This window comes from Hyphomonas sp. UBA3601 (assembly GCF_002375605.1).
GTDB lineage: Bacteria > Pseudomonadota > Alphaproteobacteria > Caulobacterales > Hyphomonadaceae > Hyphomonas.
The window spans coordinates 1-25,124 of sequence record NZ_DFME01000121.1; the positions used below are offsets into that span (position 1 = coordinate 1).

Consider the following 25,124-nt stretch of genomic DNA (forward strand, 5'->3'; position numbering starts at 1 on the left):
AACGGGCGCATGCGACCCGACCGGAGGCGTGACAGGATCATCTCCAGACGCGCACCTGCAGCCAATACTTCTATCGGTGGGTCAAGGTATGCGAGGTGGTTCATATGGCTCGTAAGGATTGTGTCGGGCGACGTTGCGGTACCCCTTCCTTTTGAGCCGCGCCGGCTTAATGATCCGCTAAATTGACCCGGTGAGACAAAAATAAAAGGTAGGATATGTCATGGCTCAAGGACCGTTGAATGGCGTTCGGATTGTAGAGTTCGCAGGTATTGGACCTGGACCCTTTTGCGGCATGCTGTTGTCTGATCTTGGCGCAGATGTGATTCGGATTGATCGGAAGGGTGATGGTCGCCCTGGCCGCGCAGCTGATGTGATGAGCCGGGGGCGCCGGTCCATCGGACTCAACCTGAAAGATTCTGCTGATGTCGAAACTGCGTTGAAGCTGATCGAGAAAGCTGATGGGTTGATCGAGGGTTTCCGACCCGGCGTCATGGAGCGCAACGGTCTCGGGCCTGATGTCGCGCTCGCCCGCAATCCGAAGCTGGTTTACGGGCGCATGACGGGATGGGGACAGACCGGCGCGCTGTCGCATGCTGCGGGACATGACCTCAACTATATCGCCATTACAGGTGCACTTCATGCGATGGGCGATGGCGACGGTCGCCCGCGTCCGCCGCTCAATCTTGTTGGCGACTATGGAGGCGGCGCGCTCTATTTGGCGATGGGCCTGCTGGCTGGCCTCGTGAATGTGAAAAATGGCGGCGAAGGCCAAGTTATTGATGTGGCGATGTCTGATGGTGCGGCTTCACTGGCGACCATGTTCTACGGAATGAAAGCGATGGGTCTCTGGACTGATGACAGAGAGGCAAACCTTCTCGATGGCGGAGCGCATTTCTATGACACGTATGAGTGCAGCGATGGCAAATGGGTATCGATCGGATCGATCGAGCCACAATTTTACGCTCTGCTACTGGAAAAAGCGGGTCTGACCGATCCCGGCTTTCAAGCTCAAATGGACCGCTCGAAGTGGCCTGATCTGAAGCAAAAGATCATGGCGGTGTTCAAGACCAAAACGCGCGATGAGTGGTGTGAGATAATGGAAGGCACTGACATCTGTTTTGCGCCAGTCCTCTCCATGTCGGAAGCGCCATCCCATAAGCACAATGTGGACCGTCAGACGTTTGTGGAGATCGAGGGAGTGGTTCAGCCTGCGCCCGCACCGCGATTCTCCGCGACGCCCGGGGCCATCCAGGGGCGGCCAGCTGGATTGGGGGAACATTCTGGTGAGATCCTCAAAGATTGGGGAATTCAATAGACCGAGTTCGCCTCACAGATGAATGGGAGACAACCGGACGAACTGCAAACCGTTCAGGTTGACCCTGCTAGTGAATGTCTTGTTGGGCACAGGTCTTGGGCAATTTGTCTGGACGTCTGCTCAACGTCCTTCTTGCTGAACTTGGTCGTCCTGCGGGACGACCATTTTTCTTGCGCCAGGTGGCATTGTCCTTACGCTTGCGAAAAAAGCATCAAGAAGAACGAGGCGTCATGAAACATCTTCCCTATATTCTGCCCGCTCTGCTGCTGGGGGCCTGTGGCGCGGACATCCAACCGGAAGAACCGGCCACACCGCGCGAAATTCATGAACGCGTTCTTGTGATGGATTCGCATCTGGACACGCCTGCGAATTTCTCAAAACCGGATTTCGATATTCTCGCTGACAACCCTTCGCGAATTGGACAAGTTCAAGTCGACCTGCCCAAAATGGAGCGAGGGGGGCTTGATGGCGGGTTCTGGGTGATCTTCACTCCGCAGGGGCCTTTGGATGAAGCGTCGTATGAGGCGGCGAAACAGGCAGCGTTCACACGATCAGACGATATCCTCGCAATGGTCGAGGCCCATCCGGACGCATTCGAACTGGCCTACACGGCTGATGATGCTGAGCGCATCGTTGCGGAGGGCAAGCGGATCGTCTTCCAGTCGATCGAGAACAGCTACCCGCTCGGCACTGACCTGACCGTGCTTGAGGATTTTTATGAACGCGGTGTGCGACTCGTTGGGCCGGTGCATTTCCGGGACAACCAATTTGCGGACAGCGCCACAGATTTGTCAGCGACGGACCTCGGTGGGCTAACTCCGCTTGGAGAAGAATTGGTTCGGGAGGCCAATCGGCTCGGCATGATGGTTGATGGCTCGCATGCTGCCGACTCGGCCGTTGAGGACATCATGGAAATCTCCACGACTCCGATCGTGCTGTCACATTCCGGCGTGAAAGCCCTGTACGACCATCCCCGGAACATTCCGGATGATCTGTTGCGGCGTGTCGCGGAAAACGGCGGCGTTATCCAGATGAATGCCCTTGGATCATATATCGAGAATCTCGAGCCCCCTGCAGAACGCACGACCGCGCTGGAAGAACTGGCTGCCTCGTATGAGGGACGTTCGCCTTTCGACCTTACCGACGAAGAGCGCAAGCAGTACATGGAACGCCGTGGCGAAATCGATTCGGCCTATCCAATGCCGCTTTCCTCGTTTGAAGTGTTCATGGAGCAAATGCTGTATGCGCTTGAGATCGTTGGACCGGAACATGTCGGTATGGGCGCAGATTGGGATGGCGGCGGCGGCGTTGCCGGCATGGAGGACGTCTCTCTCTTGCCAAAGGTGACGGAACGCCTGCTGGAAGAGGGCTATACAGAAGCTGACCTGGAGAATATCTGGGGCGGAAACCTGCTTCGAATCATGCGCCAGGCCGAGGCAGCAAAGGCCCAATAGGCTCATCAGGCCGGACTGAAGAAATTCGACCAGCGGTGACGTTGGAGTCTTGCAAAGAGACAGACCTCTATGTATGAGGCCTCTTTCCAATTCACGCGCATTTCGCGCCAAACCACTGGATACCTGTTATGGCAGTTCCAAAGAGCAAGATCTCGAAGTCGCGCCGCGGCATGCGCCGCTCGCACGACCGGCTGGATATGAACACATATATCGAAGATGCGGAATCCGGTGAACTGCGCCGTCCGCACCACATCGACCTGAAAACCGGCATGTATCGCGGGCGTCAGGTTCTTGAGCCACGTGACGATATCTAAACGACCCGCTGTTGCGCTTTTGAGCGCGCAGCCTTAAGGGTGCGAGCGCTTCCTGCCAGAGCAGGGGGCGCTTTTTTTATTTCTAGGCGCAAAGGTACAGCCACTCATGAGCGAGATCATCGACATCCATGCCCGGGAAATCCTGGATAGCCGAGGCAACCCAACCGTCGAAGTTGATGTGACGCTGGAAGATGGCTCTCTCGGCCGCGCGGCAGTCCCTTCTGGCGCTTCTACGGGTGCGTATGAGGCCCATGAACAGCGTGATGGGGACAAGGCGCGTTATCTCGGCAAGGGCGTGCTGAAGGCCGTTGACGCCGTGAATGGTGAAATCTTCAACGAACTGGCTGGTCTGGACGCAACCGAACAGCGCATGATCGACATGTTGATGATCGATCTGGATGGAACGGAAAACAAGTCCCGCCTCGGCGCGAATGCGATTCTGGGCGTCTCCATGGCACTTGCAAAAGCTGCTGCCGAGAGCTCGGCTATGCCCCTCTACCGATATGTGGGTGGACCCAATGCCCGCGTTCTGCCGACGCCGATGATGAACATCATCAATGGCGGCGCGCATGCTGACAATCCGATCGACATCCAGGAATTCATGGTCATGCCAGTCAGCGCAGAGAGCCTCTCTGAATCCGTGCGCATGGGTGCCGAAGTCTTCCATGCGCTGAAGAAAACCCTGAGTGATGCAGGCCACAATACGAATGTCGGCGACGAAGGCGGGTTTGCGCCAAATCTGGCATCTACTGACGAAGCCATCGGTTTTGTGATGAAGGCTATTGAGAAGGCTGGATACAAACCTGGAGAGGACATGGCATTGGCGCTCGATGCGGCCTCTACAGAGTTCTACAAGAACGGCAAATATGAGCTTGCCGGGGAAGGGAAATCCCTCGGCTCCGACGAATTCGCAGCCTACCTGGCCGATCTTTGCGCCCGCTATCCCATCATCTCCATTGAAGATGGTATGGCCGAAGATGATTGGGATGGCTGGGTCGCCTTGACCGAATCAATCGGTGACAGGGTTCAGCTAGTGGGCGACGATCTGTTCGTAACCAATCCGGATCGTTTGTCTATCGGCCTTCAAAAAGGCGCGGCGAACTCCATTCTGGTGAAGGTCAATCAGATCGGCACATTGTCCGAAACGCTCGACGCGGTCGAATTGGCGCATCTTCATGGCTATACGGCGGTCATGTCCCACCGTTCTGGCGAGACAGAGGACGCAACGATCGCAGACCTCGCCGTTGCGACCAATTGCGGACAGATCAAGACGGGGTCTCTTTCTCGTTCCGACCGTATTGCCAAATACAACCAGCTGATTCGCATAGAAGAAGAGCTGGGACCTGTTGGTATCTTTGCCGGCCGCTCGCGCATCAACGCTGCCTAGCGGTCTGGGCCCGTCCATCGGGCCGGCGGCGATCACGCTCTCTTAACCATAACCGGATTAGGTGAGGTTATGAAATCGCGACTCGAGGCCGCCGGCCTGTCTCTTCTTGTGCTCTATTTCGCCTACCACGCGTTTGCGGGGGAGAAGGGGCTTGGGCGTTGGTCCGATGCCCAGATGGAGTTGGAGGATCGCAAGGCTGAACTCGCCAACCTCGAGAGCGACTTGAATCGTCTCCAGGTCGATATCAGACGCCTGACTCCGGGATCGGTGGATCCTGATTTCGTGGAAGCCATGGCGCGGGACAAGCTGGCTTTTGTCTATCCGAATGAAATTGTTCTCGTCTCTTCGGAACCAAGCTCTGCAAATTGACATAGTTGTTCTGACTTGTCGTTGCGTAATCGCGCATACATAAGTCTGGAAAAGGGTTGGAGCGAACTTATGGCGACTAAAGCAAGAAGTACCAAAAAGGCACCTTCAAAGACCAGCAAGGCGGAGATGCTGAAATATTATCGGGCCATGCTCCTGATACGCCGGTTTGAGGAAAAAGCCGGACAGCTTTACGGCATGGGCAAGATTGCTGGTTTCTGTCACCTTTACATTGGCCAGGAAGCGGTCGTGACGGGCATGCAAGCCTGTTTGAAGGATGGCGACCAGATCATCACAGGGTATCGCGATCATGGTCACATGTTGGCATGCGACATGGACCCACGTGGCGTGATGGCGGAACTCACAGGTCGCATCGGCGGGCTTTCCAAAGGGAAGGGCGGATCGATGCACATGTTTTCCAAGGAAAAGAATTTCTATGGAGGCCATGGGATCGTTGGAGCTCAGGTTCCGATTGGCACCGGCCTTGGATTCGCCAACAAATATCGCGGAACGGACAACGTTGCCCTTGCATATTTCGGGGACGGCGCCGCCAATCAGGGGCAGGTCTACGAAGCATTCAACATGGCGTCGCTCTGGGATCTGCCAGTCGTCTATGTCATCGAGAATAACATGTACGCGATGGGCACAAGTGTGGCGCGGCACGCCTCGGAAACCGAACTCTACAAGCGCGGCATTTCATTCGAAATCGAAGGCGAGGAAGTCGATGGCATGGATGTCATGGCTGTGCGCGAAGCAGGCGAAAAAGCCGTCAAATATGCTCGTTCCGGAAAAGGTCCGTACATACTGGAAATGAAGACTTATCGGTATCGCGGCCACTCCATGTCGGACCCTGCCAAATACCGGAAACGGGAAGAAGTCGACGACATCCGATCGCACCACGATCCAATCGAGGGCCTGAAGGGCCAGCTTCTTGAACTGGGACATGCAAGCGAAGACGAACTCAAGAACATCGACAAAGAGATCAAGGGCATCGTCAAGGAAGCCGCCGACTATTCTCTTGAGAGCCCGGAGCCCGATCCATCCGAACTCTGGACTGACGTCCTGAAAGACGTCGAGGTCGCCTGATGCCAGGAAAGAAAGCACCTCGACTGTCCGCCATCCTGTTTTCCGGAGCACATTAATGTCCGTAGATATTCTCATGCCCGCCCTGTCTCCGACCATGGAAGAGGGCACATTGTCGAAATGGTTGAAGCAGGAGGGGGACACTGTCTCCTCCGGCGACATCATTGCCGAAATCGAAACTGACAAAGCCACAATGGAAGTCGAAGCGGTGGACGAGGGCGTTTTGGCCAAGATCCTCATTCCCGAAGGCACCGAAGGCGTAAAGGTCAATGCCGTCATTGCCGTGCTCGCAGAGGAAGGCGAAGATGCCGCCAAGGTGGAAGCCAAAGGCGATGCTGGCGGCCAGGCCACCGAAGAGCCGGCCGACTCTGGTGAGGGTATGAAAACAGAGGAGACGGGCGACGAAGTCGAGGCCCCGAAGGCTGCCGTTTTGTCAGACCCGAGCATCCCCGAAGGCACTTCCTTTACCGACACGACGGTGCGGGACGCATTGCGCGACGCCATGGCTGAAGAGATGCGCCGTGACGAATCCGTTTTCGTAATGGGTGAAGAGGTGGCCGAGTATCAAGGTGCCTATAAGGTCACACGGGAACTGCTTCAGGAATTCGGCGCACGCCGTGTGGTGGATACACCGATCACGGAACATGGGTTTGCCGGGCTTGGGGTAGGGGCCGCCTTTGCAGGACTCAAACCCATCGTCGAATTCATGACCTTCAATTTCGCCATGCAGGCCATCGACCAGATCATCAACTCGGCGGCCAAGACCCTATACATGTCAGGTGGCCAGATGGGCTGTCCCATCGTATTCCGTGGCCCCAATGGCGCCGCATCGCGCGTGGGCGCACAGCACAGTCAGGACTATTCGGCATGGTATGGCCAGATCCCTGGGCTGAAAGTGGTTGCGCCATATGACGCCGCCGACGCGAAAGGCCTGCTCAAGGCGGCTATCCGCGATCCGAACCCGGTCGTATTCCTTGAACATGAGCTACTGTACGGAAACAGTTTCCCGGTTCCTGATCTCGACGATCATGTCCTGCCTATCGGCAAGGCGGCCATTAAGCGATCCGGCTCAGACGTAACGCTCGTCGCGCATTCCCGAATGGTTGGATTTGCGCTGCAGGCCGCCGAGACGCTTGCAGAGCAAGGCATTGACGCAGAAGTCATAGACCTGCGTACAATCCGTCCGCTCGACACAGAAACAGTGATCGAAAGCGTGAAGAAAACCAATCGCATTGTCTGTTGTGAAGAAGGCTGGCGTTTCTTCGGCGTCGGGGCGGAGATTGCGGCCACAGTGACGGCCGAAGCGTTTGATTATCTCGACGCACCACCTGCCCGTGTCCATCAAAAGGATGTGCCCCTGCCTTATGCGGCCAATCTGGAGGCGATGAGCCTTCCGAATGCCGATGATATTGTCGAAGCTGCGCGGAGAGTTTGCTATGTCGACTGAGAAACGAGAACTCAAATCGCCGCCATCTGTTGAGGGCGCTGACATCGCTCAGGAAATGATCCGGTTCTGGATCGCAGACAATACAGACCATGTAAGCCTGCGTGTCGGCGAAGCAGCTGATCCGGCGACGGAGCCAACCATGTGGGGCTTCATCCTGGGCGACATCGCCAAGCATGTCACAGACGCTTTCAAGGATCATCATCCAGACGGCCCTGAAAAGGAAGAGATCATCAAGGAGATCGTGACCGGCTTCCTGAATCGCATCCAGTTCGGCCCGAAATCACCGGGCGATGTCCAGAAGATGGGGGACTGATATGGCTATCAATATCACCATGCCCGCCCTGTCTCCGACAATGGAAGAGGGCACGCTTGCAAAATGGTTGGTAAAGGAAGGTGACACCGTTTCCTCCGGTGACATCATTGCCGAGATTGAGACCGACAAAGCTACGATGGAAGTCGAGGCAGTGGATGAAGGTGTTGTCGCCAAGATCCTCATTGAGGCCGGTGCGGAAGGCGTAAAGGTCAATGAAGTGATCGCCATCCTTGCCGAGGAAGGTGAAGACGCCTCCTCAGTCAAAGCGCCCGCCAAGTCAAATGCACCGAAAGACAAGGCAGAAGCCGCGCCTAAACCGGAAGAACCGAAACCGGCCGCCATGGTAGAGACTACTGCCCCGGCAAAGAAAGCGGACAGCGCAGCTACGCCTTCCAAGTCACCCCTGCCATCCGCAACCTCATCAGATGGCCGCATCAAGGCCAGCCCCTTGGCACGCCGGATTGCGGAGATGAAAGGTCTAGACCTTTCGGGACTGACGGGGACTGGTCCGCGCGGCCGGATCATCAAGCGCGACGTCGAGAACGCCAAAGCCGCACCGTCTGGCGCGAGCGCGGGGGCTGCAACCCAACCGGATGGCCTAATCCTGCCGCAGGTCCTGGACGATCGGGTCTATGCGCCTGACAGTTATGAACTCGTGCCACTGGACGGCATGCGCAAGACTGTCGCCAAGCGTCTGACGACCAGCTTCATGCAGGTTCCGCATTTCCCGCTGAATATCGATCTTGAGCTCGATCATCTGCTTGCGAGCCGTGCTGCGATCAATGCTGCGGCACGCGAAGGCGTGAAGGTTTCGGTCAATGATATGCTCATCAAGGCTGCCGCCATGGCTCTGATGGACGAGCCGGATTGCAATGCATCCTATACCGACAAAGGTATCGCCTATCACAAGCATGCCAATGTTTCGGTTGCTGTCGCGATTGAAGGAGGCCTGATCACGCCAGTTGTGTTCAGCGCGGAGACCAAAGGCCTGGCAGAGATATCGGAAGAGATGAAGGATCTTGCGACCCGGGCGCGGGAGCGGAAGCTGAAGCCGCAGGAATATAGCGGCGGCACATTTAGTATTTCCAATCTCGGCATGTTCGGAATCAAGAGCTTTGCCTCAATTATCAATCCACCTGAAGGCATGATCCTGTCAGTCGGCGCGGGTGAAAAGCGCGCTATCGTCGACGCCAAGGGAAATATTGTTGCCCGTACCGTCATGACGGTAACGCTCACCTGTGACCACCGCGTGGTTGGTGGGGCGGAGGGAGCCAAATGGCTTCAGGCTTTCAAACGGTATGTTGAAACCCCCGAAGCCATGCTGCTCTGATGACGCGGCTCGGGATGATGCTTGTCAGCCTGACCCTCCTCGCCGGATGCTCCGAGGAAAGCGTTTCCACGGACAATTCGTCGGGCATGAATGAGGCGGATATTCGCATGATCGCTGGCGAGCTTGCGATCCAGAAAGGCATCAGCCTTTTGTGCGACAGGGAGGCTACAGACCAGCTTTCGGAGTTCATGGAAGACCTGCGCTACGAAGGACTAGCTCGGGAGCTTCGCGAAGATGTTGCCGCTGACAGCGTTGTTCTGATGAACAAGATTTCTGTGGAAGAACCGGAATACATTTGCACGCCTGAAATGTTCGAGAGCGCGGATTTGCGCGTCTCCCAGGCGCTTCTGGCATGGGATGAAATGAGAGGAATTACCCAATGAGTACGCAGTACGACCTCATCGTGATCGGATCCGGGCCCGGCGGGTATGTTTCGGCCATTCGCGCGTCGCAGCTGGGCATGAAGACGGCCATCGTCGAACGTGAAAGCCTCGGTGGGATTTGTCTGAACTGGGGCTGTATCCCGACCAAAGCGCTGCTGCGGTCGGCGGAAGTCCTGCACCTGGCCAAGAACGCAAAGGAATTCGGTCTGAAAATCGACAAGGCCGATTTTGACCTCGATGCTGTCGTGAAGCGTTCACGCGGCGTGGCGAACCAGCTATCGACCGGAGTCAAATTCCTGATGAAGAAAAACAAGATCGACGTTATCGAAGGCACCGCCCGTCTCGAAAAAGGTACGCAGGCACCAAAAGTCATCGTCAAAGGCAAAGATGGCAAGGAAACGTCCTTCCAAGCCAAGCACGTCATGTTGGCGACGGGCGCGCGGGCGCGGGACATCCCGCAAGCCGGTCTGGTTGCAGACAAGAAACTGATCTGGACTTATCGTGAAGCCATGACGCCGGATGTCATGCCAAAGCGGCTGTTGGTCATAGGATCAGGTGCGATCGGCATTGAATTCGCTAGTTTCTATCATGAACTGGGTGCAGAGGTGACAGTCGCTGAAGTGATGGATCGCATTCTGCCGGTGGAAGACGAGGAAATTTCGAAACTCGCGGAAAAGGACTTCAAGAAGCAAGGCCTGAACATTGTTACAGGCGCGAAAGTCGAAAATCTGAAAGCGGGCAAGTCCACCGTTACAGCAGAAATTACAGACAAGTCCGGCAAGAAGGAAAACAAGGAATTCGACCGGGCGATTCTCGCAGTTGGGATTGTCGGCAATGTTGAAGATCTTGGCCTCGGAGATCTGGGCGTAAAGGTCGAGAAGACCCATGTGACCGTGGACAATTTTGGCCGTACCGGGGTCAAAGGTCTATACGCAATCGGCGATCTGACGGGCCCGCCATGGTTGGCCCACAAGGCCTCTCATGAAGGTGTGGTTTGTGTGGAAGGTATCGCCGGGGCCGATCATGCCGAACCTTTTGATCCCTGGAACGTTCCAGGCTGCACTTACGCGCACCCGCAGGTCGCCAGCGTCGGTCTGACTGAAAAAGCCGCAAAGGAAAAAGGCTACGATATCAAGGTTGGCCGCTTCCCCTTCATCGGCAATGGCAAGGCCATAGCAATGGGCGCCTCTGAAGGCCTCGTAAAAACCATCTTCGACAAGAAGACCGGGGAATTGCTCGGCGCGCACATGATCGGCGCAGAAGTCACCGAACTGATCCAGGGCTATGTTATCGCGCGCCAGGGTGAGTTGACCGAGCAGGATCTCGCTCACACAATCTTCCCGCATCCGACCATTTCGGAGAGCATGCATGAATCCGTTCTGGATGCCGAAGGCCGTGTGATACATATCTAGGGACCAGTCGCACCGTGCGACGGTCGCGGGGGCGTTCCATGAAACTCAAAATCGGTCCGGGTGCTCTTGTCGCCGCGGGCTTCATTGGACCTGGCACGGTCACTGCTTGCACGCTCGCCGGCGCAAATTTCGGCTATGCCCTCATCTGGGCGTTGGTCTTCGCCACCTTTGCCACAATCATCTTGCAAGAGATGGCGGCCCGACTTGGCATCGTTTCCGGCAAGGGATTGGCAGCCGCCATGACCGCCCCCGAAAATGGGCCGATCATCAGATGGTCCATAATAGTTCTTGGCGTTTCGGCACTCGCTGTCGGTAATTCAGCTTACGAGGCAGGAAATCTTGCTGGTGGAGCGTTGGGGCTTGAGGCTCTGGTGGGATCCTTCGGCATTTCACACAAACTGATTGTATTGGTTCTAAGCACAGTTTCTGGCGGATTTCTTCTGTTTGGACACTACCGGCATATCGAAAAACTGCTGATTAGCCTGGTTCTGCTCATGAGCGTCGCCTTTGCAGGCAGTGTCCTCATCACGCGACCTGATATGTCCGCATGGTTTGGAGGTCTGTGGCCGACCGTACCCGATTCTGGATTGCTGGCAGCCATCGCTTTGATTGGCACGACCATCGTTCCGTACAATCTGTTTCTCCACGCCTCGACGGTTCGTGATAAGTGGCCAGACAGGTCTGCGACGGCGTTGCGAGCGGCGCGAACGGACACGGCTATATCAATCGGTTTGGGCGGGATCGTCTCCATTCTGGTTTTGTCGACCGCAGCGGCTAGCCTGTTCGGATCAGGCATAGCTGTCAGTTCTGCCGCTGATATGGCATCTTCAATCGAGCCAGCCTACGGGCCGTTTGCAAAATATCTGGTTGGCGTCGGCCTATTCGGCGCCGGACTTTCGTCATCAATTACCGCGCCGTTGGCGACATCCTATGCCATGTCCGAGTTCGGCGGCTTCCCACGTAATGGTCGCGTGTTTCGCGGCATTGCGCTCACCGTTCTAATCGTTGGGACCGCTGTCGCTTTGCTAGGCGTCCGCCCCATAAGCATCATACTTTTCGCGCAGATTGCGAATGGGCTGATATTGCCAATTATCGCAGTGTTCCTGCTTATCGCAATGAACCGACGCAGATTGTTGGGTGACCACGTCAATTCATGGCTGACCAACTTACTGGGCATGGCAGTCGTCGTAATTACCTTTGGCCTTGGCTTGCGCCTTATCCTGAGAGCCCTAAATGTGTGGTCATGAGCCGCACAATTTGTCTGAACTCTGATATCGGGGAATTGCCGGGCGAAACTGGTCGCGCAATGGATCGTGCAATCCTTGATGTGGTCAGCCGGTGCAGTATCGCCTGCGGCGGCCACGCTGGTGACGATGATAGTATGCGAGCGACGCTGAAAGCTGCCAAGGCGCGCCACGTGGTCGTCGGTGCGCATCCATCTTATCCGGACAGGCAAAACTTCGGGCGCAAAAGCATGAAGATGCCGCAAGATGTACTGGAATCATCGCTCCGTCAGCAGGTGAGAGCGCTTGGCAGTTTTGCGAGAGGTCAAGGCATAGCGATCGACCATCTCAAACCCCATGGCGCATTGTACAATGACGCTTCGCGGGATCCCACGCTTGCAGAATTCATCGTGCGCCTCACACGTGAAGCACGCATACGGGCCGTAATTGGGCCGCCTGATTCCATGCTGGCCAAGATTGCCCACGCTACGGGCACTGATTTTCTGGCCGAAGGCTTTGCGGACCGCACATACGCCCGCGATGGCTCGCTACTCGCGCGAGGTGAGTCAGGTGCAGTGATCCACGAGGCGGATGCTCAAGCAGCGCAGGTAATAAGCATAATCGAGGACAGCACGGTCATAGCCGCGGACAACCAAGTGATTTCTCTCCAAGTGGACACAATCTGTCTTCACGGAGATACTGCAGGAGCAGTCCAATCCGCACTCGCACTCAGAGAAGCGCTTCACTCACGGGGTATCGAAATCAAGGCACAGGCCGCGCCGTGAAGGCACCGGTTATCGTGCCATGCGGTGACGATGCGCTGAGGCTTGTCATGCGGGCGACGGAAGACCGTCAGGCTATTGCACGCGCCCTGCGTGGCAGCCGCATTTGGGATGAGGTTGTGATCGGTCGGGAAAGTGTAACGGTTCAATTTGACCCTTCCGCCCTAGGCCCAGCCAAGGCGCTGGCCATGTTGAAACAAGCGGTAATGGCTGACATTAACGCGGCAGTTGTCGACGCGCCGAATTTAAAGTTGCTGGTACGGTCTGATGAGGCCAATGCGCCCGACCTTGCGGACTGTGCGGCGGCGAACAACTGCTCTAGCAATGAGTTTCTAAATATCTTGGTTCGCTCGAATTTAAGTGTCGACATGCTCGGATTCGCGCCCGGTTTTGCGTATCTGTCGGGTGTCGATCCAAATCTGTTGGGGGGTAGGCTGGATCACCCCCGTCAGCGGGTCAAAGCCGGTTCTATTGGCTTTATCAAAGGCTATCTCGGCATTTATGCTCTGGACGGGCCAGGGGGCTGGCCAATTATTGGCCGGACCGATGCGATGCTCTTCGACAAAACGGCGCGAGATCCTTTTGTCCTCTCGCCGGGTGCCGAAGTTCAAATAGAGTGGGTCTGACGTGACGCTTCGCATCATGAATGCCGGGCCACAGGCGACCCTGCAGGGCAACCAGAGAGCGGGATATCGCTATTCTGGTATTCCGTCATCCGGGCCTGCTGACCCCGTTTCCCATGCGATCGCAAACCATCTGGTTGGGAATCACGCGAGCACGACCGGAATCGAGATCACCTATGGACCCTTCTCGGTAGAGTTTCAGGCATCCGCAGCAATCGCGCTTACCGGAGCGGTGGCTCCGACCAGCTTGAATGGTCGTGTGGTTTCATTTCACGAGACACACTTCGTCAAGCAGGGCGATTTTCTGGAAGTCGGCCGTCCGGACCATGGGCTGCGAACCTATCTGGCGATCTCTGGTGGAGTTGTGGGTGATGAGTTCCTGGAGAGCGAGTCCACCTATATTCCTGCAGGCTTGGGTGGTTTTGATGGCCGGGCGCTCCGGTCTGGGGATGTGGTTGAAACGAGCCCCCGCACAAAACCCCGCCGGGAAACGACACCTGAAACGCTGCTGTTTCCACTCGGCAACAGTTTTGCTCTGCGGGCGAGCGAAGGGCCTGACTATACAGACGACTGCACTCATCTTTGGACGGAGCAATACAAGGCAACACGCCGAGCTAGCAGAATTGGTATCGAGCTGGATGGCGCGTTTCCCAAAATAGATTCCATCGAAAACCTGCCGAGCGCCGGAATTTTCCCTGGCGCATTGCAGTTGCCGCCGCAGGGAAGGGGGTTCCTACTATTACCAGACTGTCAGACCACAGGAGGTTATCCGCACATTCTGCAGGTTAACCGGTCTGACCGACACCTACTGGGTCAGATCCGGCCCGGCGATTCTATCTTGTTCCTGCACAGGACGCGGGAGCAAGCGGCCGACGATCTGATAAAGAAGCAGAAATTGATTGCATCCTGGATCGGTGGGTTCCGAGTGTAGCCGAGCTGGCCGCACGTTCGAAGTGTAAACAAAACCTTGATAGAGGGTGTTGTGCAATTTCCGGGAGCCGTTCATGGAAGGCGATCAGTACATGATGTGCGCCGTCTCTGAGCATCGCGCCAATGAACGTTGATGCCGGTCCGCCAAGTTGTCGTGGAATGCTAATCCATGAATCGCATAATCATCATTATGGGAAATGATGCTGATGTATTATTTAATGAAATCAAGGCGCAAGCCATCATGCCCAGGTATCACGCCGGTCGGAAGTTCTTTGCAGAGCGTTTGGTAATCCATGTCGACATGCATGTTCGTCAGTACTGCCAGGCGCGGCGATATATCCGCGATCCACTCCAATGCCTGATCAAGATTTGCATGCGATGGGTGCGGCGCGTACCGCAATGCGTCGATGATGAGTGTATCACTCCCCTTCAGTGCTTCCAGCGTTTCTTCTGGTAGTCCGTTAACGTCATTACAGTAGGCGAGATTACCTATACGAAAACCGAGGCAGCGAATGCGGCCATGCTCCATATCGAGTGGCAAGAATTCAATACCGCCGCCGGCACCGGAAATCTTAACCAACTCGAGCGGCACAAGTTCATCTTGCAGGTCCAGGATCGACGGGTAACCACCCTTCCCCTCGAAACAATATGAAAACCGTTCTGTCAGAGTGCCGCGAGTTTCAGCGCTCAGATAAGTGGGTATTGGCTTGCGTTGGCGAATGCAGATCGGTCGCACATCATCAATTCCGTGGCTCTGGTCGGCATGGTCATGCGTATACAGGATCGCGTCCAGGTGGCCGATCTGTTCGGCAAGCAACTGTTCTCGCAGATCTGGCGACGTATCGATCAGGACATTTGTGGATGCGCCATGAGCGTCGAACGACTGAACGAGCGCCGAGCATCGCAGGCGGCGATTTTTTGGTTCCGTTGGATCGCACGCGCCCCAATCGCCACCGACGCGTGGAACGCCGCCGGATGAGCCCGTGCCCAGCAGTGTGAAGATACCTGTCGCCATCAGTTCGGTATTCTCGAGAAAAGGCGCATGGCGTTGTCGGTCGTTGTTTTCAGGACGTCGTCGAGTGGAATACTCTTTAGGCTTGCGAGCGCTTCAGCAACGTGAATGAGATAGGAGGGTTCATTGCGTCGCCCGCGCATCGGCACCGGCGCGAGATAAGGACAGTCAGTTTCAAGGATCAGGCGGTCCATCGGGACATCTGTAATCACTTCCCTGACTTCCCGCGCGCTCTTGAAGGACAGTATGCCTGATACGGACACGAATCCTCCAAGGTCGAGGCCGCGCTGGGCCAGCCGCGCGCCACCCGTATAGCAATGCAACAGCGGGACGAAACTTCCCTTTTCGAACTCCTCTTCAAGGATATCGCCCATCATTTCATCAGCTTCACGTGTGTGCAGGATGAGCGGCAGGCCCGTCTGTCTGGCCGCTTCGACATGCGTTCTCAGACTGTTTATCTGTGCATCCTCTGCGCTGTAGCCATAATGGAAATCGAGGCCGGTTTCGCCTATGGCAACCACATTGGGATCCGCCGCCCCGTTGACCAGATCATTGACCGACAGATCGGTGAAATCCTTGCTGTGATGAGGATGGACGCCGATCGAGCACCAGATGCCCGGATGTGCCTGCGCAATCGACCTGACCGCCTCGAAATTGTCGAGACGATCACAGATTGCGAGCATACGCTTCACACCGGCCTCGTCAGCCCGTGTGAGCACGTCGCCCAGATCGTCGGCAAACGTCTCGCCGTGCAAATTCACATGCGTATCAAACATAGCTGACGACTTAATGCGCCTTTGCAGCGCTATAAAGCCCTGCAATCAGCTTGGATGCCGTTTGAGCAGGATCCATCTTCAGGGCGCGCGCTTCGCCAGCGAGCCGGGATACTTCCAGCCAAGCCTTGGCTGCGGCGGGCTCCTGTTCTGCGCGCTGCGCCAGCCATGTCAGAATTTCCTCCTGAAACGCCTGCATGGCGGTATCGTCAGCACTTGCTGTCTGGAGCGCGTCCGTCACTAGCCCGTCATTCGGTCTCGGCAGGCTGCGCAAAAGGACCTTGGCCGCGTGAGATGCCGCGAGACCTGCCGGCGTAGATAACTGTATTCCCAAGCCTGGTCGCCCCTTGGACAAAGACGCGGCTTCAGCCGGCGCGGTGGCGGTTTCCAATGCGCGTTTTGTATCTTCATCACCCAGTGCCGAGACTCGCAGGACTCTGCAGCGCGACCGAATGGTTGGCAGGATAGGTGTCGTTCCATGATTCACCAGAAACAGGATGCTATGCTCCGGTGGTTCTTCAAGTGTCTTGAGCAAGGCATTCGCACCATTTCGATTCAATTCGTCCAGCGAGTCGATAATGCCGACGCGCCACCCACCTTGTGCGGGCTTGAGGGAAAAGAACTGGATCAGCTCACGCACCTGATCGACCGAGATATCCTGGCGTAGCTTGCCTTTGTCGTTCAACTCGCGATGTACCACGCGCAAATCGGGATGAGCGCCGGTAAGACAGGTTCGCGCAACCGGGTCAGAAGAATCTGCATCAAGCGGCGCTGCTTCCCGGCCGCGAGCGCCGAGCATGTAAGCGGCGAGCCGGTTTGCCATTGTGGCCTTACCGATTCCTGATGGCCCTTCGATCAGCCAGCCATGGTGTAGCTTGCCGGTTGTTGCCGATGCCAGAAACGAAGCCTCAGCCGTATCGTGCCCATACAGAGGCCAGGCGATGCTCATCCTGCCATCTCATTCAATGCATAAGTTTGAGACACGATGCGCCAGGCTGCTGCGTACACGCTGGCGATATCCCGAGAAGCATCTATCAGTTTGCAACGCAGAGGCTCTTCTTGCGACAGCGAAATAAATCCCTGACGGACTGCGTGATGAAAGTCAGTAGCGCGCTTTTCAAAGGCATCGTCCGGACCATTGCGCGCAGATCTGCGGCCTGCGGTGGTTTCGAGGGGGGCATCAAGAACGAGCGTCAGTGTTGGTACCGTGTCTCCCAAGACGGTGCTTTCCATCGATTTGAGGACATTGGACGAGACGCCGCCTTTGACACTTTGATACACGCTCGTGGAGTCCGCAAAGCGATCACAGATCACCCATTTTCCCTCAGCCAGTGCAGGCCGTATCAATTTTTCCAAATGGTCACTGCGGGCGGCATTCATCAGCAAGGCTTCGCTCATTGGCGACCAGTCCGCGCCAGCGGGCGGATGCAATGCAAGTTCGCGAACAGCTTCTGCCAGTGGAGTGCCGCCGGGCTCGCGCGTTGTGACGACGTCAAAGCCCTCAGCCCGCAAGCGCTCTGCCAAAGCGTGTTGAAGCGTGGACTTGCCTGTACCTTCACCGCCTTCGAGCGTAATGAATCTGAGGGGCGAGACCTCAGCCATCATTGCCGCCGATCATCTGGCTGAGACCTTCGACTGCTCGGCCGAAGAAGCCGAGCTTCTTGACCGTTGCCTCCGCAACGATAGGCGCTTCGGTTGCAACCTGACCTTCTACAGTCACGACCAGTTTTCCGACCGTGTCGCCAGCGCGGATAGGCGCCTCGAGCGCACCATCAAGAACTATCTCCGATGTCGCTTTCTCAAGCGCAGCCTTGTGGCCGGCTATCGTCATCTTGCTGGCGAGCGAAACCGGCACCAATTGTTGTTGGCCGAGCCAGACTTTGACTTCCGGTAGCTCGACGCTCTCCGGCGTGATCACTTTCAGATCATAGCTCTGGAATGCCATCCGCATCATGCGTTCGCCTTCCTGGGCTCGCGCCGCCATGCTCTCAAGACCGTTGATGACGATTGTACGCCGTACGCCGTCACGAACGGCGGAGGCGGTGAGTCCATATCCCGAAACCTCGAGGTGACCCGTCTTGAGGCCATCAGTGCCTTCAATACTGAGCAATGGATTGCGATTTGCCTGCGTATATTCGCGCCACGTATATGACGGCATGTCGTACCAGTCGTAGTATTGCGGATACTTGTCGATAGTGAGCTTCGCCATCTTGGCGAGGTCTTCTGCAGATATAACGTGGCCAACGGCCTCAAGGCCGGTCGTGTTCTGGAAGTTCGCAGAACTCATGCCGAGTTCATGGGCGAGGGAGGTCATACGCCGTGCAAAGGCTTCCTCTGATCCCGATATACCCTGAGCCAACACGATACAGGCGTCATTGCCAGACATGATGATTACGCCGTGCAGAAGTTCTTCAACGGTTGGCGTATCGCCGGGCGCAAGTCCCATTGTCGATGTACCAGACGGGAAACCACCTCGGCGCCACGCGTCTTCGCTGACGGTGAATTTGTCGGTCAGGGAAATCTCCCCCCGATCAATCAGTTCGAACACGAGGTAGGCCGTCATCATCTTTGTCATGGAGGCGGGGATCATGGGTTCCGCGCCATCCTTGGAGAAGAGTATTGTGCCCGTCTCGTGATCCATGATCACAGCATGACTGGCGGGCGTATCCATGATCTGTGCCTGGGCCGAACCCGTCGCTGCGACTGCCATCAGAATGGCGGTGAGGATCTGGGTTTTTGGCAGCATTGTAAGCCTCCGAAATGTGCTGAACGGTTGGCCGAAACCAATACGGCCCTTTTTCCCGTTTATACAGGAAAAAGGGCCGGTTTGTGGTCAGCGTCAATGGTGGCTATGCGGTCGTCAGGTCAGTTCTGGGAAACCACCCGACCGTTGGATATGCCGTAGCGGTGAAGATCATTGTTTATCCGATCAGCAGCATCCCGGTTCATGAAGGGGCCAACGCGCACCCGGAAAAAGTCTGCGCCATTTACGCGTGCCGGATCAATTTGGGCGCTCATATTGGTCGGCATGGACTGAATGAGGCTCTCAGCGTTCGAAATTTGCGAGAATGCGCCAACTTGAACAAAGTAATTCCCGACCGAAACAGGCTCATAATTTGGCGTGCTGCTCCGGCTCGCGGCGTAAACAGGACTTGGCGCAGAAGCTGTGGTGACTGAGGGCGCGCGCGTTTCATTATTGTCAGAAACCAGAATCGGTTGCGGTTTTGGAGCCATGACAGGAGCAGGGCCCAGATAACGAATTCGCACATTGGCGCGCCCTGCCCCGGTCATGCCGAGTTCCACAGCGGCGCGCTCGGAGACTTGCAACATGGCGCCATCTTCAAAAGGTCCGCGATCATTCACGCGCACAACAATTTCTGTGTTTGTTTCAAGATTCACGACCTGAACCAGGCTCGGCAAAGGCAGGTTCGGATGCGCGGCCATAAGCGCAGATTGGTCGAAGGTTTCGCCATTTGCGGTCGGCAGGCCCTGGAATTCGTCACCATAGATGATGGCCGCGCCGGTTTCATCGAAGACGGGTACGGTTTCAGGCTGAACCGAATGCGTTGCAGCGGGTGTCAGGCTGGTGGCAACACGACGCGCATCTGTTGCCGTTGGGGCACCGGCCCCCTGCTCTGCGACAGGTTCGGGAGCGCCTGCGAGATTTGGCAGAGATTCTGTCAGGACTTCGGACTGTGCTCGTTCTGCAGCGATACGTTGAGCGGCGGCTTGCGGATCAAATGGTTTTGCGGATGTTGGCTGTGTTGCGACAGGCGCAGGTGTGCCACTTATTGGTGCGCTTATGCTGGCATATTCTCTTGTCCCGCTTGCCGGGTTCGAAAATCTCGGCACCGAATTTGAGGAGTTTGAGGCAGACTGTACAGGCGCAGGCTTCGGCGACGTTCCCGGATAACTGAACTGGACCCGTGCTTTGGCTTTCTCTGGGCTGGGCTGGGCCTGGCTTGGTGCAATGAAGACGTTTTGACGTTCTGTTGAAATTCGGGCGCTTGGCTCTTGCGACTTGAAGACGATTGGTGCGGGATCGGCCCATGCGGGCGCTGATACGAAAGCAGCGGCAAAAGTGGCAACAATAAAGGCGGGAAGGCGATCGGTGATTTTGGTCGATGGCGCGCGCATTCGCGATGTAACCTCATTCTGAGTTTCTATTCGGCGCTTTGCGCCTGAACGTCCGGCTTTTCTGCCGTACCTGGCTTGTTTACCACGCCAAGGTGGATGCAGGATGAACCTTCTCTCACGAAACCGCAAATGTCTCTTAGTGATCGATTCACGATTTGCGAGCGGTCAGCATTCGCAGATGAGGGCTTGCAAAACCACTTCCTCTGTTGGACATACCGGGCGCCGGAGGAATGGCAGAGTGGTTGAATGCGGCGGTCTTGAAAACCGTTGAGCCTTCGCGGGCTCCGGGGGTTCGAATCCCTCTTCCTCCGCCATGTGGCCTTACAGTATGCGTGGGTTTCGAGAGCTGACCTTTGGTCAGGCTGGCCATTGGCAAGCGCTTCCTGCAAAACTTTGGCAAAACCAGAACATCAGGAGGATACATGCTCGAAGGTATCAAGGTCGTAGAATATGCGACTTATATGGCAGCGCCAGGCGCAGGATCGATCTTGAGCGATTGGGGCGCCGATGTGGTCAAGATAGAGCCGCCGGGTGGTGACCCGATCCGACTTTTCTTCAAGACGATCGGGACGGACATAACCGACAATCCTGTGTTCGATTTCGATAATCGCGGCAAGAAATCCATCGTGGTCGACACGTCCAAGCCAGAGGGGCAGGAGCTCGTACGCAAGCTCGTGGCCGATGCCGACGTGTTTCTGACCAATGTCCGCCCCGGTGGCCTCGAACGGTCCGGCCTGGATTATGACAGCCTGAAGGAGTTAAACCCGAAACTGGTCTACTGTTCCCTTACCGGATACGGCCTGCAAGGGCCTGATGCGAATCGCCCCGGCTTTGATATTGCGAGCTTCTGGAGCCGCACGGGCGTTGCCAGACTGACCGTTCCGAAAGGCGAAGATCTGTTCGCCAATCGCACGGCATTCGGAGACCATACGACCTCGATGTCGGCTGCAGCCGGAATTTGCGCGGCGCTGGTTGAGGCTGGGCGGACAGGCAAGGGGCGTTTGGTTGAAGCCTCCCTCTTTCGCGCCGGTCTGTACGCACTCGGTTCCGATTTTGCGATCCAGCTCTTTTTTGACCGGGTTGCGTCAACAAAATCCCGCCATGAGCAAAATGTCCCCATCACCAATTTTTTCGAAACCAGAGATGGCAGCTGGATGTGTCTCGTATCCCGGCAAGGTGAAGTCGATTGGGCCCCGATCTGTCGAGCGATCGACCGGGAGGAATTGATTGAAGATGAGCGGTTCACTTCCGCCAAGGCGCGCCGGAAGAACAGGGCCGAAGTCGTAAACATTCTAGATGAGGGGTTCGCAAAATACGACAAGGCCGAGATGGCCAAACGGCTGGATGCGGAATCCCTCGCCTGGGCGCCTGTCCAGACTTTGGCCGAAGTGGCCAAAGATCCGCAAGCCATCGCTGCAGGCGCGATTGTTCAGACACCGAGCGCGAAGGGCGATGGCTCAACTTATGCTTCGCCAGCCTCGCCAGTTCGTTTTCCCGGCGCAGACGACGGGCCTAAAGGCCCCTCGCCCGCATTGGGTCAGCACACTCGGGATGTACTCGATCAACTGGGCCTGACGGACGACGCCATCGCGAGTCTCTATACAGACGGAATTGTTTCTTAGCGGCCCTTGAACTCGGGCGTCCTTTTTTCAAGGATCGCGTCCACTCCCTCCATATGGTCCTCAGTCTTGTGCATGAGGGCCTGAGAGGCGGCGGACATTTCCATGATCGTTTCGTAGGAAGCATTGGTGCCATGACGCATGAGAGTTTTTGCTAGGCGCAAGGCTTGAGGTGGCTGCGCAGCAATCTGCTCGGCCAGCGCCATGGCTTCGTCCATCAGCGTATCGCCCGGGACGACTTTCGAGACGAGACCCCAGTCTTCTGCTGTGGCGGCATCAATGACTTTGCCCGTGAACAGAAGCTCAGCTGCGCGGGATGATCCGATCAGTCGGGGCAGCAGCCATGCGCCGCCATCACCGGGGATCAGGCCAAGCTTCAGGAAGGTGACGCCCATCTTGGCCTTGTCGGAGGCTATGCGAATATCGGCCATGCAGGCGACGTCGCAACCAAGACCAATCGCGGCCCCATTTACGGCCGCGATCATCGGTACTTCAAGATTGTAGAGCGATTTCACAATCAAGTGGATGTTTCGGCGATAACCTTCACGGATGTCATGCGGCGCGCCGCCGAACGCGCCGGTGCCCTCTTTCATCGCTTTCACGTCGCCGCCGGCGGAGAATGCCCGGCCAGCGCCCGTCAAAATCACGCAGCGGATTTCAGCGTCCGCAACAATCTCATTACATGCAGCTGCGATGGCCAAACCATCGCCCTCCGCTCCCAGCGCATTGAGGCTATCGGGGCGGTTCAGCGTCAAGATCATGATGGATCCGCGCTTCTCTGTTGTCACGATCGACATGTCTGGAAATCCTCCGTGTTTTCTGAATGCCTTGCTGGCAGGCGAGCACAGGATTGTCCATCCGGCAAACGGCCGCTTGCCGCGCGGTCAGAGTTTGATTTTTGAGTGAGTGGTGCGGATGAGAGGACTCGAACCTCCACGCCTTGCAGCGCTGGAACCTAAATCCAGTGCGATAACTACAACCATCAGCATCTAGTGGCTTCCCTCTCCACCGTGTGGGCTATGTTGTATTGCGCTCGGGCGCAGATGTGGTGCGTGCCACAGAATATGACGTGAACAATAAGCCACTTGCCGCGAGGGTTAAACTTGATCTCGACTACTTCTCTGTCGGTTGAGCAGTCTACGCCAAATGCGGCTACGTATATGAAGGAATACTGAGGATAGCATGTAAGCGGTCCAAGCTCCCCAAACTAAGCGAAACAAAAACTCGATACAATCGAAGAGCAACTTGTTGTGGGCTGCCTCGTAATTGGAGGCCTCTAGGTCAAATGACTCTACTAGATCAAAAAGTGCGCCCTTCGTTGCCCAATCCAGCATAATTCTGACATCGCTCCAGCTTTCTTCGCGAAGACGGAAATCCGCAAAATAGTCCGCAGTATTGAGTAATAATGTGCCAGCAGCGAACAAACACACGCCGAGCAGCAACCCATATCGAATTGAGAAAAACCCAGTACGGCGATAGTCGGATAGGGCGGCAATTCCATCCACGAATATCAAAGCTACATAGAGACCGCTAACGACTGCAGCTCCGATTGGTAGCAGCCGTCTCAATTCATGATCGCTATCTATTGAATAGAAAATGATCACACCCAAAATCAAGCATACGACGACAACTCGACGAAACCAGACCTGCCACCTCGAATTGTAGTTCATTTGAACCCCTCCCGGTTCAAAGAGTTTACGTCAATTCGAGTTGAAGGCGAAGCACGCGCTTTCCCGCGTGAGTGGTGCGGGTAGAGGGACTCGAACCCCCACGCCTTGCGACACGAGAACCTAAATCTCGCACGTCTACCAATTCCGTCATACCCGCGACGCGATTGCGAACCCGGTGATTGCCATAGTTACAAGGAAGCACCAAGGGGCTTTTCTGACTCTGGGTGACAGAATACTGCCGTCCGCGCCACAGATCATGCCATTTTATGATTCCAGATAGGAATCTGTACGAAGTAGAGCATGTATCAGGGGGCTGTAATCCACTGTCACTGCTGAGGATTACACGGCGTGCCACATGAGTTGGACTCATGGTCGAGAATGGTCGAAGTACGGACCTAAATCCAGTGCGTCTACCAATTCCGCCACATCCGCATGACGGGTTTTCCTACGCGAGCCATGACCACGCTTCAACACCAAACCCACGCAGGGGCTGCGAATTTATTGCTGTTCGCCGTGCAAGGCGCTCAGGATATCGGGAAGTTCAGATTCCAGGTCTTCGGCGATCAGCCCTGCCCCAACGCGGCGTCCGGCTTCGCCATGCAGCCAACTGGCCATGGCCGCCGCGGTGAACGTATCAACACCCTGCGCCATGAGACCGCCTGCAATGCCCGCCAAAACATCGCCAGATCCAGCCGTTGCAAGCCAGTGCGTTGCGTGTGTGTTCACAATGGCCATACCGTCTGGTTTGGCAATAACGGTGTCTGGGCCTTTCAGCAGGACGACGCAGCCAGTCATTCGGGACGCTTTGCGCGTCGCTTCGACCTTGTTTACTTCTGAGTCCAGCAGGTCACCAAAGAGTCGATTGAACTCACCGATATGAGGTGTAATCAGGTCATCTGACCGCAGCTGTCTGTAGAAGCCATCTTTATCATCGGCGAAGACGGTCAAGGCATCTGCGTCGAGAACAGCCTTCGATTTCGATGAAAGCAAACACTCAACATTCTTTTTTGTGCCGGTCGTGATGCCCGCGGCAGGCCCGAGGATCACCGTGCTGGCGGATTCAATACTCTCGCGCAGCTGCTCAGCATCCGACACTTCCTTGAGCATGACAGCAGTCAGATGACTGGCATTTACCGCAACAGCATCCGGCGGAGACAACAGAGTCACGAGCCCGGCACCGGCCCTCAGCCCCGCGCGGCTGGCCAAACGCGCCGCGCCCGTCGATGCGACATTTCCACTGACTACGGCCAAATGACCTCGGGCATGCTTGTGGCTGCCCTGCCCCGGCTGAGGTAGATTGCGTCCCCACAATATGGGGCTGTTTTCGAGCAGTTTGGTCTGAACCGGCACACCAATATCTGCGACGAATATGCCTCCGCAATATGCGGCACCCGGCAACAGGACGTGTGCCGGCCGCAATGCTGCGAATGTGATGGTTCCTTCTGCTCGGAAACACACGCCAAGTGGTTTGGCCGACTCTCCATGAATACCAGAAGGCACATCAATCGAGACAACGCGGCCGCCGCGCTCCGCCAGCTTTGCTGGAACGCC

Annotated in this window: 25 protein-coding genes and 2 tRNA genes; 17 read left to right on the plus strand and 10 right to left on the minus strand. The window is 56.3% G+C overall.

Going from position 1 to position 25,124, the window contains the following annotated elements:
• Window positions 1-220: 220 nt before the first annotated feature.
• From B4F73_RS13010 to B4F73_RS13080, 15 genes are all read left to right on the plus strand, one after another.
• Window positions 221-1,315: a CaiB/BaiF CoA transferase family protein gene (locus B4F73_RS13010; RefSeq protein ID WP_290483474.1), complete on the plus strand. Its 1,095-nt coding sequence runs from the start codon at window positions 221-223 to the stop codon at window positions 1,313-1,315.
• A 230-nt stretch (window positions 1,316-1,545) separates the two neighbouring features.
• Window positions 1,546-2,769, plus strand: coding sequence for a dipeptidase (locus tag B4F73_RS13015; RefSeq protein WP_290483475.1), 1,224 nt, complete (start codon window positions 1,546-1,548; stop codon window positions 2,767-2,769).
• A gap of 128 nt (window positions 2,770-2,897) precedes the next feature.
• Entirely contained in the window at window positions 2,898-3,083 is a 186-nt protein-coding gene (gene rpmF / locus B4F73_RS13020) for a 50S ribosomal protein L32 (protein WP_034812412.1), read from the plus strand.
• A 106-nt stretch (window positions 3,084-3,189) separates the two neighbouring features.
• Window positions 3,190-4,470 (plus strand): phosphopyruvate hydratase, encoded by a 1,281-nt coding sequence (eno, locus tag B4F73_RS13025; RefSeq protein ID WP_290478822.1) that lies wholly within the window; start codon window positions 3,190-3,192, stop codon window positions 4,468-4,470.
• A gap of 69 nt (window positions 4,471-4,539) precedes the next feature.
• Window positions 4,540-4,839: an FtsB family cell division protein gene (locus B4F73_RS13030; protein WP_290483476.1), complete on the plus strand. Its 300-nt coding sequence runs from the start codon at window positions 4,540-4,542 to the stop codon at window positions 4,837-4,839.
• 69 nt (window positions 4,840-4,908) lie between these two features.
• Complete coding sequence (pdhA, locus tag B4F73_RS13035) at window positions 4,909-5,922, plus strand: pyruvate dehydrogenase (acetyl-transferring) E1 component subunit alpha (RefSeq protein WP_034812406.1); 1,014 nt, start codon at window positions 4,909-4,911, stop codon at window positions 5,920-5,922.
• Between the two features lie 55 nt (window positions 5,923-5,977).
• Window positions 5,978-7,366: a pyruvate dehydrogenase complex E1 component subunit beta gene (locus B4F73_RS13040; RefSeq protein WP_290483477.1), complete on the plus strand. Its 1,389-nt coding sequence runs from the start codon at window positions 5,978-5,980 to the stop codon at window positions 7,364-7,366.
• On the plus strand, window positions 7,356-7,679 hold the full coding sequence (locus tag B4F73_RS13045; RefSeq protein ID WP_206990456.1) for a DUF5076 domain-containing protein: 324 nt from the start codon (window positions 7,356-7,358) through the stop codon (window positions 7,677-7,679). The genes B4F73_RS13040 and B4F73_RS13045 overlap by 11 nt, the downstream gene beginning before the upstream one ends.
• 1 nt (window position 7,680) lies before the next feature.
• On the plus strand, window positions 7,681-9,009 hold the full coding sequence (locus B4F73_RS13050) for a pyruvate dehydrogenase complex dihydrolipoamide acetyltransferase (RefSeq protein WP_290483478.1): 1,329 nt from the start codon (window positions 7,681-7,683) through the stop codon (window positions 9,007-9,009).
• Complete coding sequence (locus B4F73_RS13055) at window positions 9,009-9,392, plus strand: hypothetical protein (protein ID WP_290483479.1); 384 nt, start codon at window positions 9,009-9,011, stop codon at window positions 9,390-9,392. The genes B4F73_RS13050 and B4F73_RS13055 overlap by 1 nt, the downstream gene beginning before the upstream one ends.
• The gene (gene lpdA, locus B4F73_RS13060) at window positions 9,389-10,804 is read left to right on the plus strand and encodes a dihydrolipoyl dehydrogenase (protein ID WP_290483480.1); all 1,416 of its coding nucleotides are present in this window, start codon (window positions 9,389-9,391) and stop codon (window positions 10,802-10,804) included. The genes B4F73_RS13055 and lpdA overlap by 4 nt, the downstream gene beginning before the upstream one ends.
• A 38-nt stretch (window positions 10,805-10,842) precedes the next feature.
• Window positions 10,843-12,051, plus strand: coding sequence for an Nramp family divalent metal transporter (locus tag B4F73_RS13065; RefSeq protein ID WP_290483481.1), 1,209 nt, complete (start codon window positions 10,843-10,845; stop codon window positions 12,049-12,051).
• Complete coding sequence (gene pxpA, locus B4F73_RS13070; protein WP_206990461.1) at window positions 12,048-12,812, plus strand: 5-oxoprolinase subunit PxpA; 765 nt, start codon at window positions 12,048-12,050, stop codon at window positions 12,810-12,812. Before B4F73_RS13065 ends, pxpA begins: the two co-directional genes overlap by 4 nt.
• A 14-nt stretch (window positions 12,813-12,826) precedes the next feature.
• On the plus strand, window positions 12,827-13,435 hold the full coding sequence (locus B4F73_RS13075; protein ID WP_290478870.1) for a 5-oxoprolinase subunit B family protein: 609 nt from the start codon (window positions 12,827-12,829) through the stop codon (window positions 13,433-13,435).
• A gap of 1 nt (window position 13,436) precedes the next feature.
• A complete protein-coding gene (locus tag B4F73_RS13080) occupies window positions 13,437-14,363 on the plus strand; it encodes a biotin-dependent carboxyltransferase family protein (RefSeq protein WP_290478816.1) in 927 nt (308 codons plus the stop codon).
• Between the two features lie 210 nt (window positions 14,364-14,573).
• Here B4F73_RS13080 and B4F73_RS13085 read toward each other — a convergent pair whose 3' ends face one another.
• The 6 genes from B4F73_RS13085 to B4F73_RS13110 all read right to left on the minus strand — a co-directional run bounded on the left by B4F73_RS13085 (window position 14,574) and on the right by B4F73_RS13110 (window position 20,284).
• On the minus strand, window positions 14,574-15,377 hold the full coding sequence (locus B4F73_RS13085; protein WP_290483482.1) for an MBL fold metallo-hydrolase: 804 nt from the start codon (window positions 15,375-15,377) through the stop codon (window positions 14,574-14,576).
• Window positions 15,377-16,150 carry a TatD family hydrolase gene (locus B4F73_RS13090; protein ID WP_290483483.1) on the minus strand — a complete coding sequence of 258 codons (774 nt, stop codon included), beginning with the start codon at window positions 16,148-16,150 and terminating at the stop codon, window positions 15,377-15,379. Before B4F73_RS13090 ends, B4F73_RS13085 begins: the two co-directional genes overlap by 1 nt.
• Window positions 16,151-16,160: 10 nt before the next feature.
• The gene (locus B4F73_RS13095) at window positions 16,161-17,096 is read right to left on the minus strand and encodes a DNA polymerase III subunit delta' (RefSeq protein WP_206990466.1); all 936 of its coding nucleotides are present in this window, start codon (window positions 17,094-17,096) and stop codon (window positions 16,161-16,163) included.
• Window positions 17,093-17,752, minus strand: coding sequence for a dTMP kinase (tmk, locus tag B4F73_RS13100; protein WP_349679571.1), 660 nt, complete (start codon window positions 17,750-17,752; stop codon window positions 17,093-17,095). Before tmk ends, B4F73_RS13095 begins: the two co-directional genes overlap by 4 nt.
• Window positions 17,742-18,893, minus strand: a complete 1,152-nt coding sequence (locus B4F73_RS13105) for a D-alanyl-D-alanine carboxypeptidase family protein (RefSeq protein WP_290483484.1) — start codon at window positions 18,891-18,893, stop codon at window positions 17,742-17,744. The genes tmk and B4F73_RS13105 overlap by 11 nt, the downstream gene beginning before the upstream one ends.
• Window positions 18,894-19,012: 119 nt before the next feature.
• On the minus strand, window positions 19,013-20,284 hold the full coding sequence (locus B4F73_RS13110; protein WP_290483485.1) for a septal ring lytic transglycosylase RlpA family protein: 1,272 nt from the start codon (window positions 20,282-20,284) through the stop codon (window positions 19,013-19,015).
• A 224-nt stretch (window positions 20,285-20,508) separates the two neighbouring features.
• Here B4F73_RS13110 and B4F73_RS13115 point away from each other — a divergent pair.
• Window positions 20,509-20,598 (plus strand) — tRNA-Ser (locus tag B4F73_RS13115).
• 108 nt (window positions 20,599-20,706) lie between these two features.
• Window positions 20,707-21,906 (plus strand): CaiB/BaiF CoA transferase family protein, encoded by a 1,200-nt coding sequence (locus tag B4F73_RS13120; RefSeq protein WP_290478811.1) that lies wholly within the window; start codon window positions 20,707-20,709, stop codon window positions 21,904-21,906.
• Here the strand turns inward: B4F73_RS13120 and B4F73_RS13125 are convergent.
• From B4F73_RS13125 to B4F73_RS13140, 4 genes are all read right to left on the minus strand, one after another.
• Window positions 21,903-22,700, minus strand: coding sequence for a crotonase/enoyl-CoA hydratase family protein (locus B4F73_RS13125; RefSeq protein ID WP_206990469.1), 798 nt, complete (start codon window positions 22,698-22,700; stop codon window positions 21,903-21,905). The genes B4F73_RS13120 and B4F73_RS13125 overlap by 4 nt on opposite strands.
• Before the next feature lie 300 nt (window positions 22,701-23,000).
• Complete coding sequence (locus tag B4F73_RS13130) at window positions 23,001-23,573, minus strand: hypothetical protein (RefSeq protein ID WP_290478809.1); 573 nt, start codon at window positions 23,571-23,573, stop codon at window positions 23,001-23,003.
• A 72-nt stretch (window positions 23,574-23,645) separates the two neighbouring features.
• Window positions 23,646-23,730: transfer RNA gene (locus tag B4F73_RS13135), tRNA-Leu, on the minus strand.
• Between the two features lie 341 nt (window positions 23,731-24,071).
• Window positions 24,072-25,124, minus strand: a 1,053-nt coding sequence (locus tag B4F73_RS13140) for an NAD(P)H-hydrate dehydratase (RefSeq protein WP_290483486.1), incomplete at its 5' end; no start/stop codon positions are given.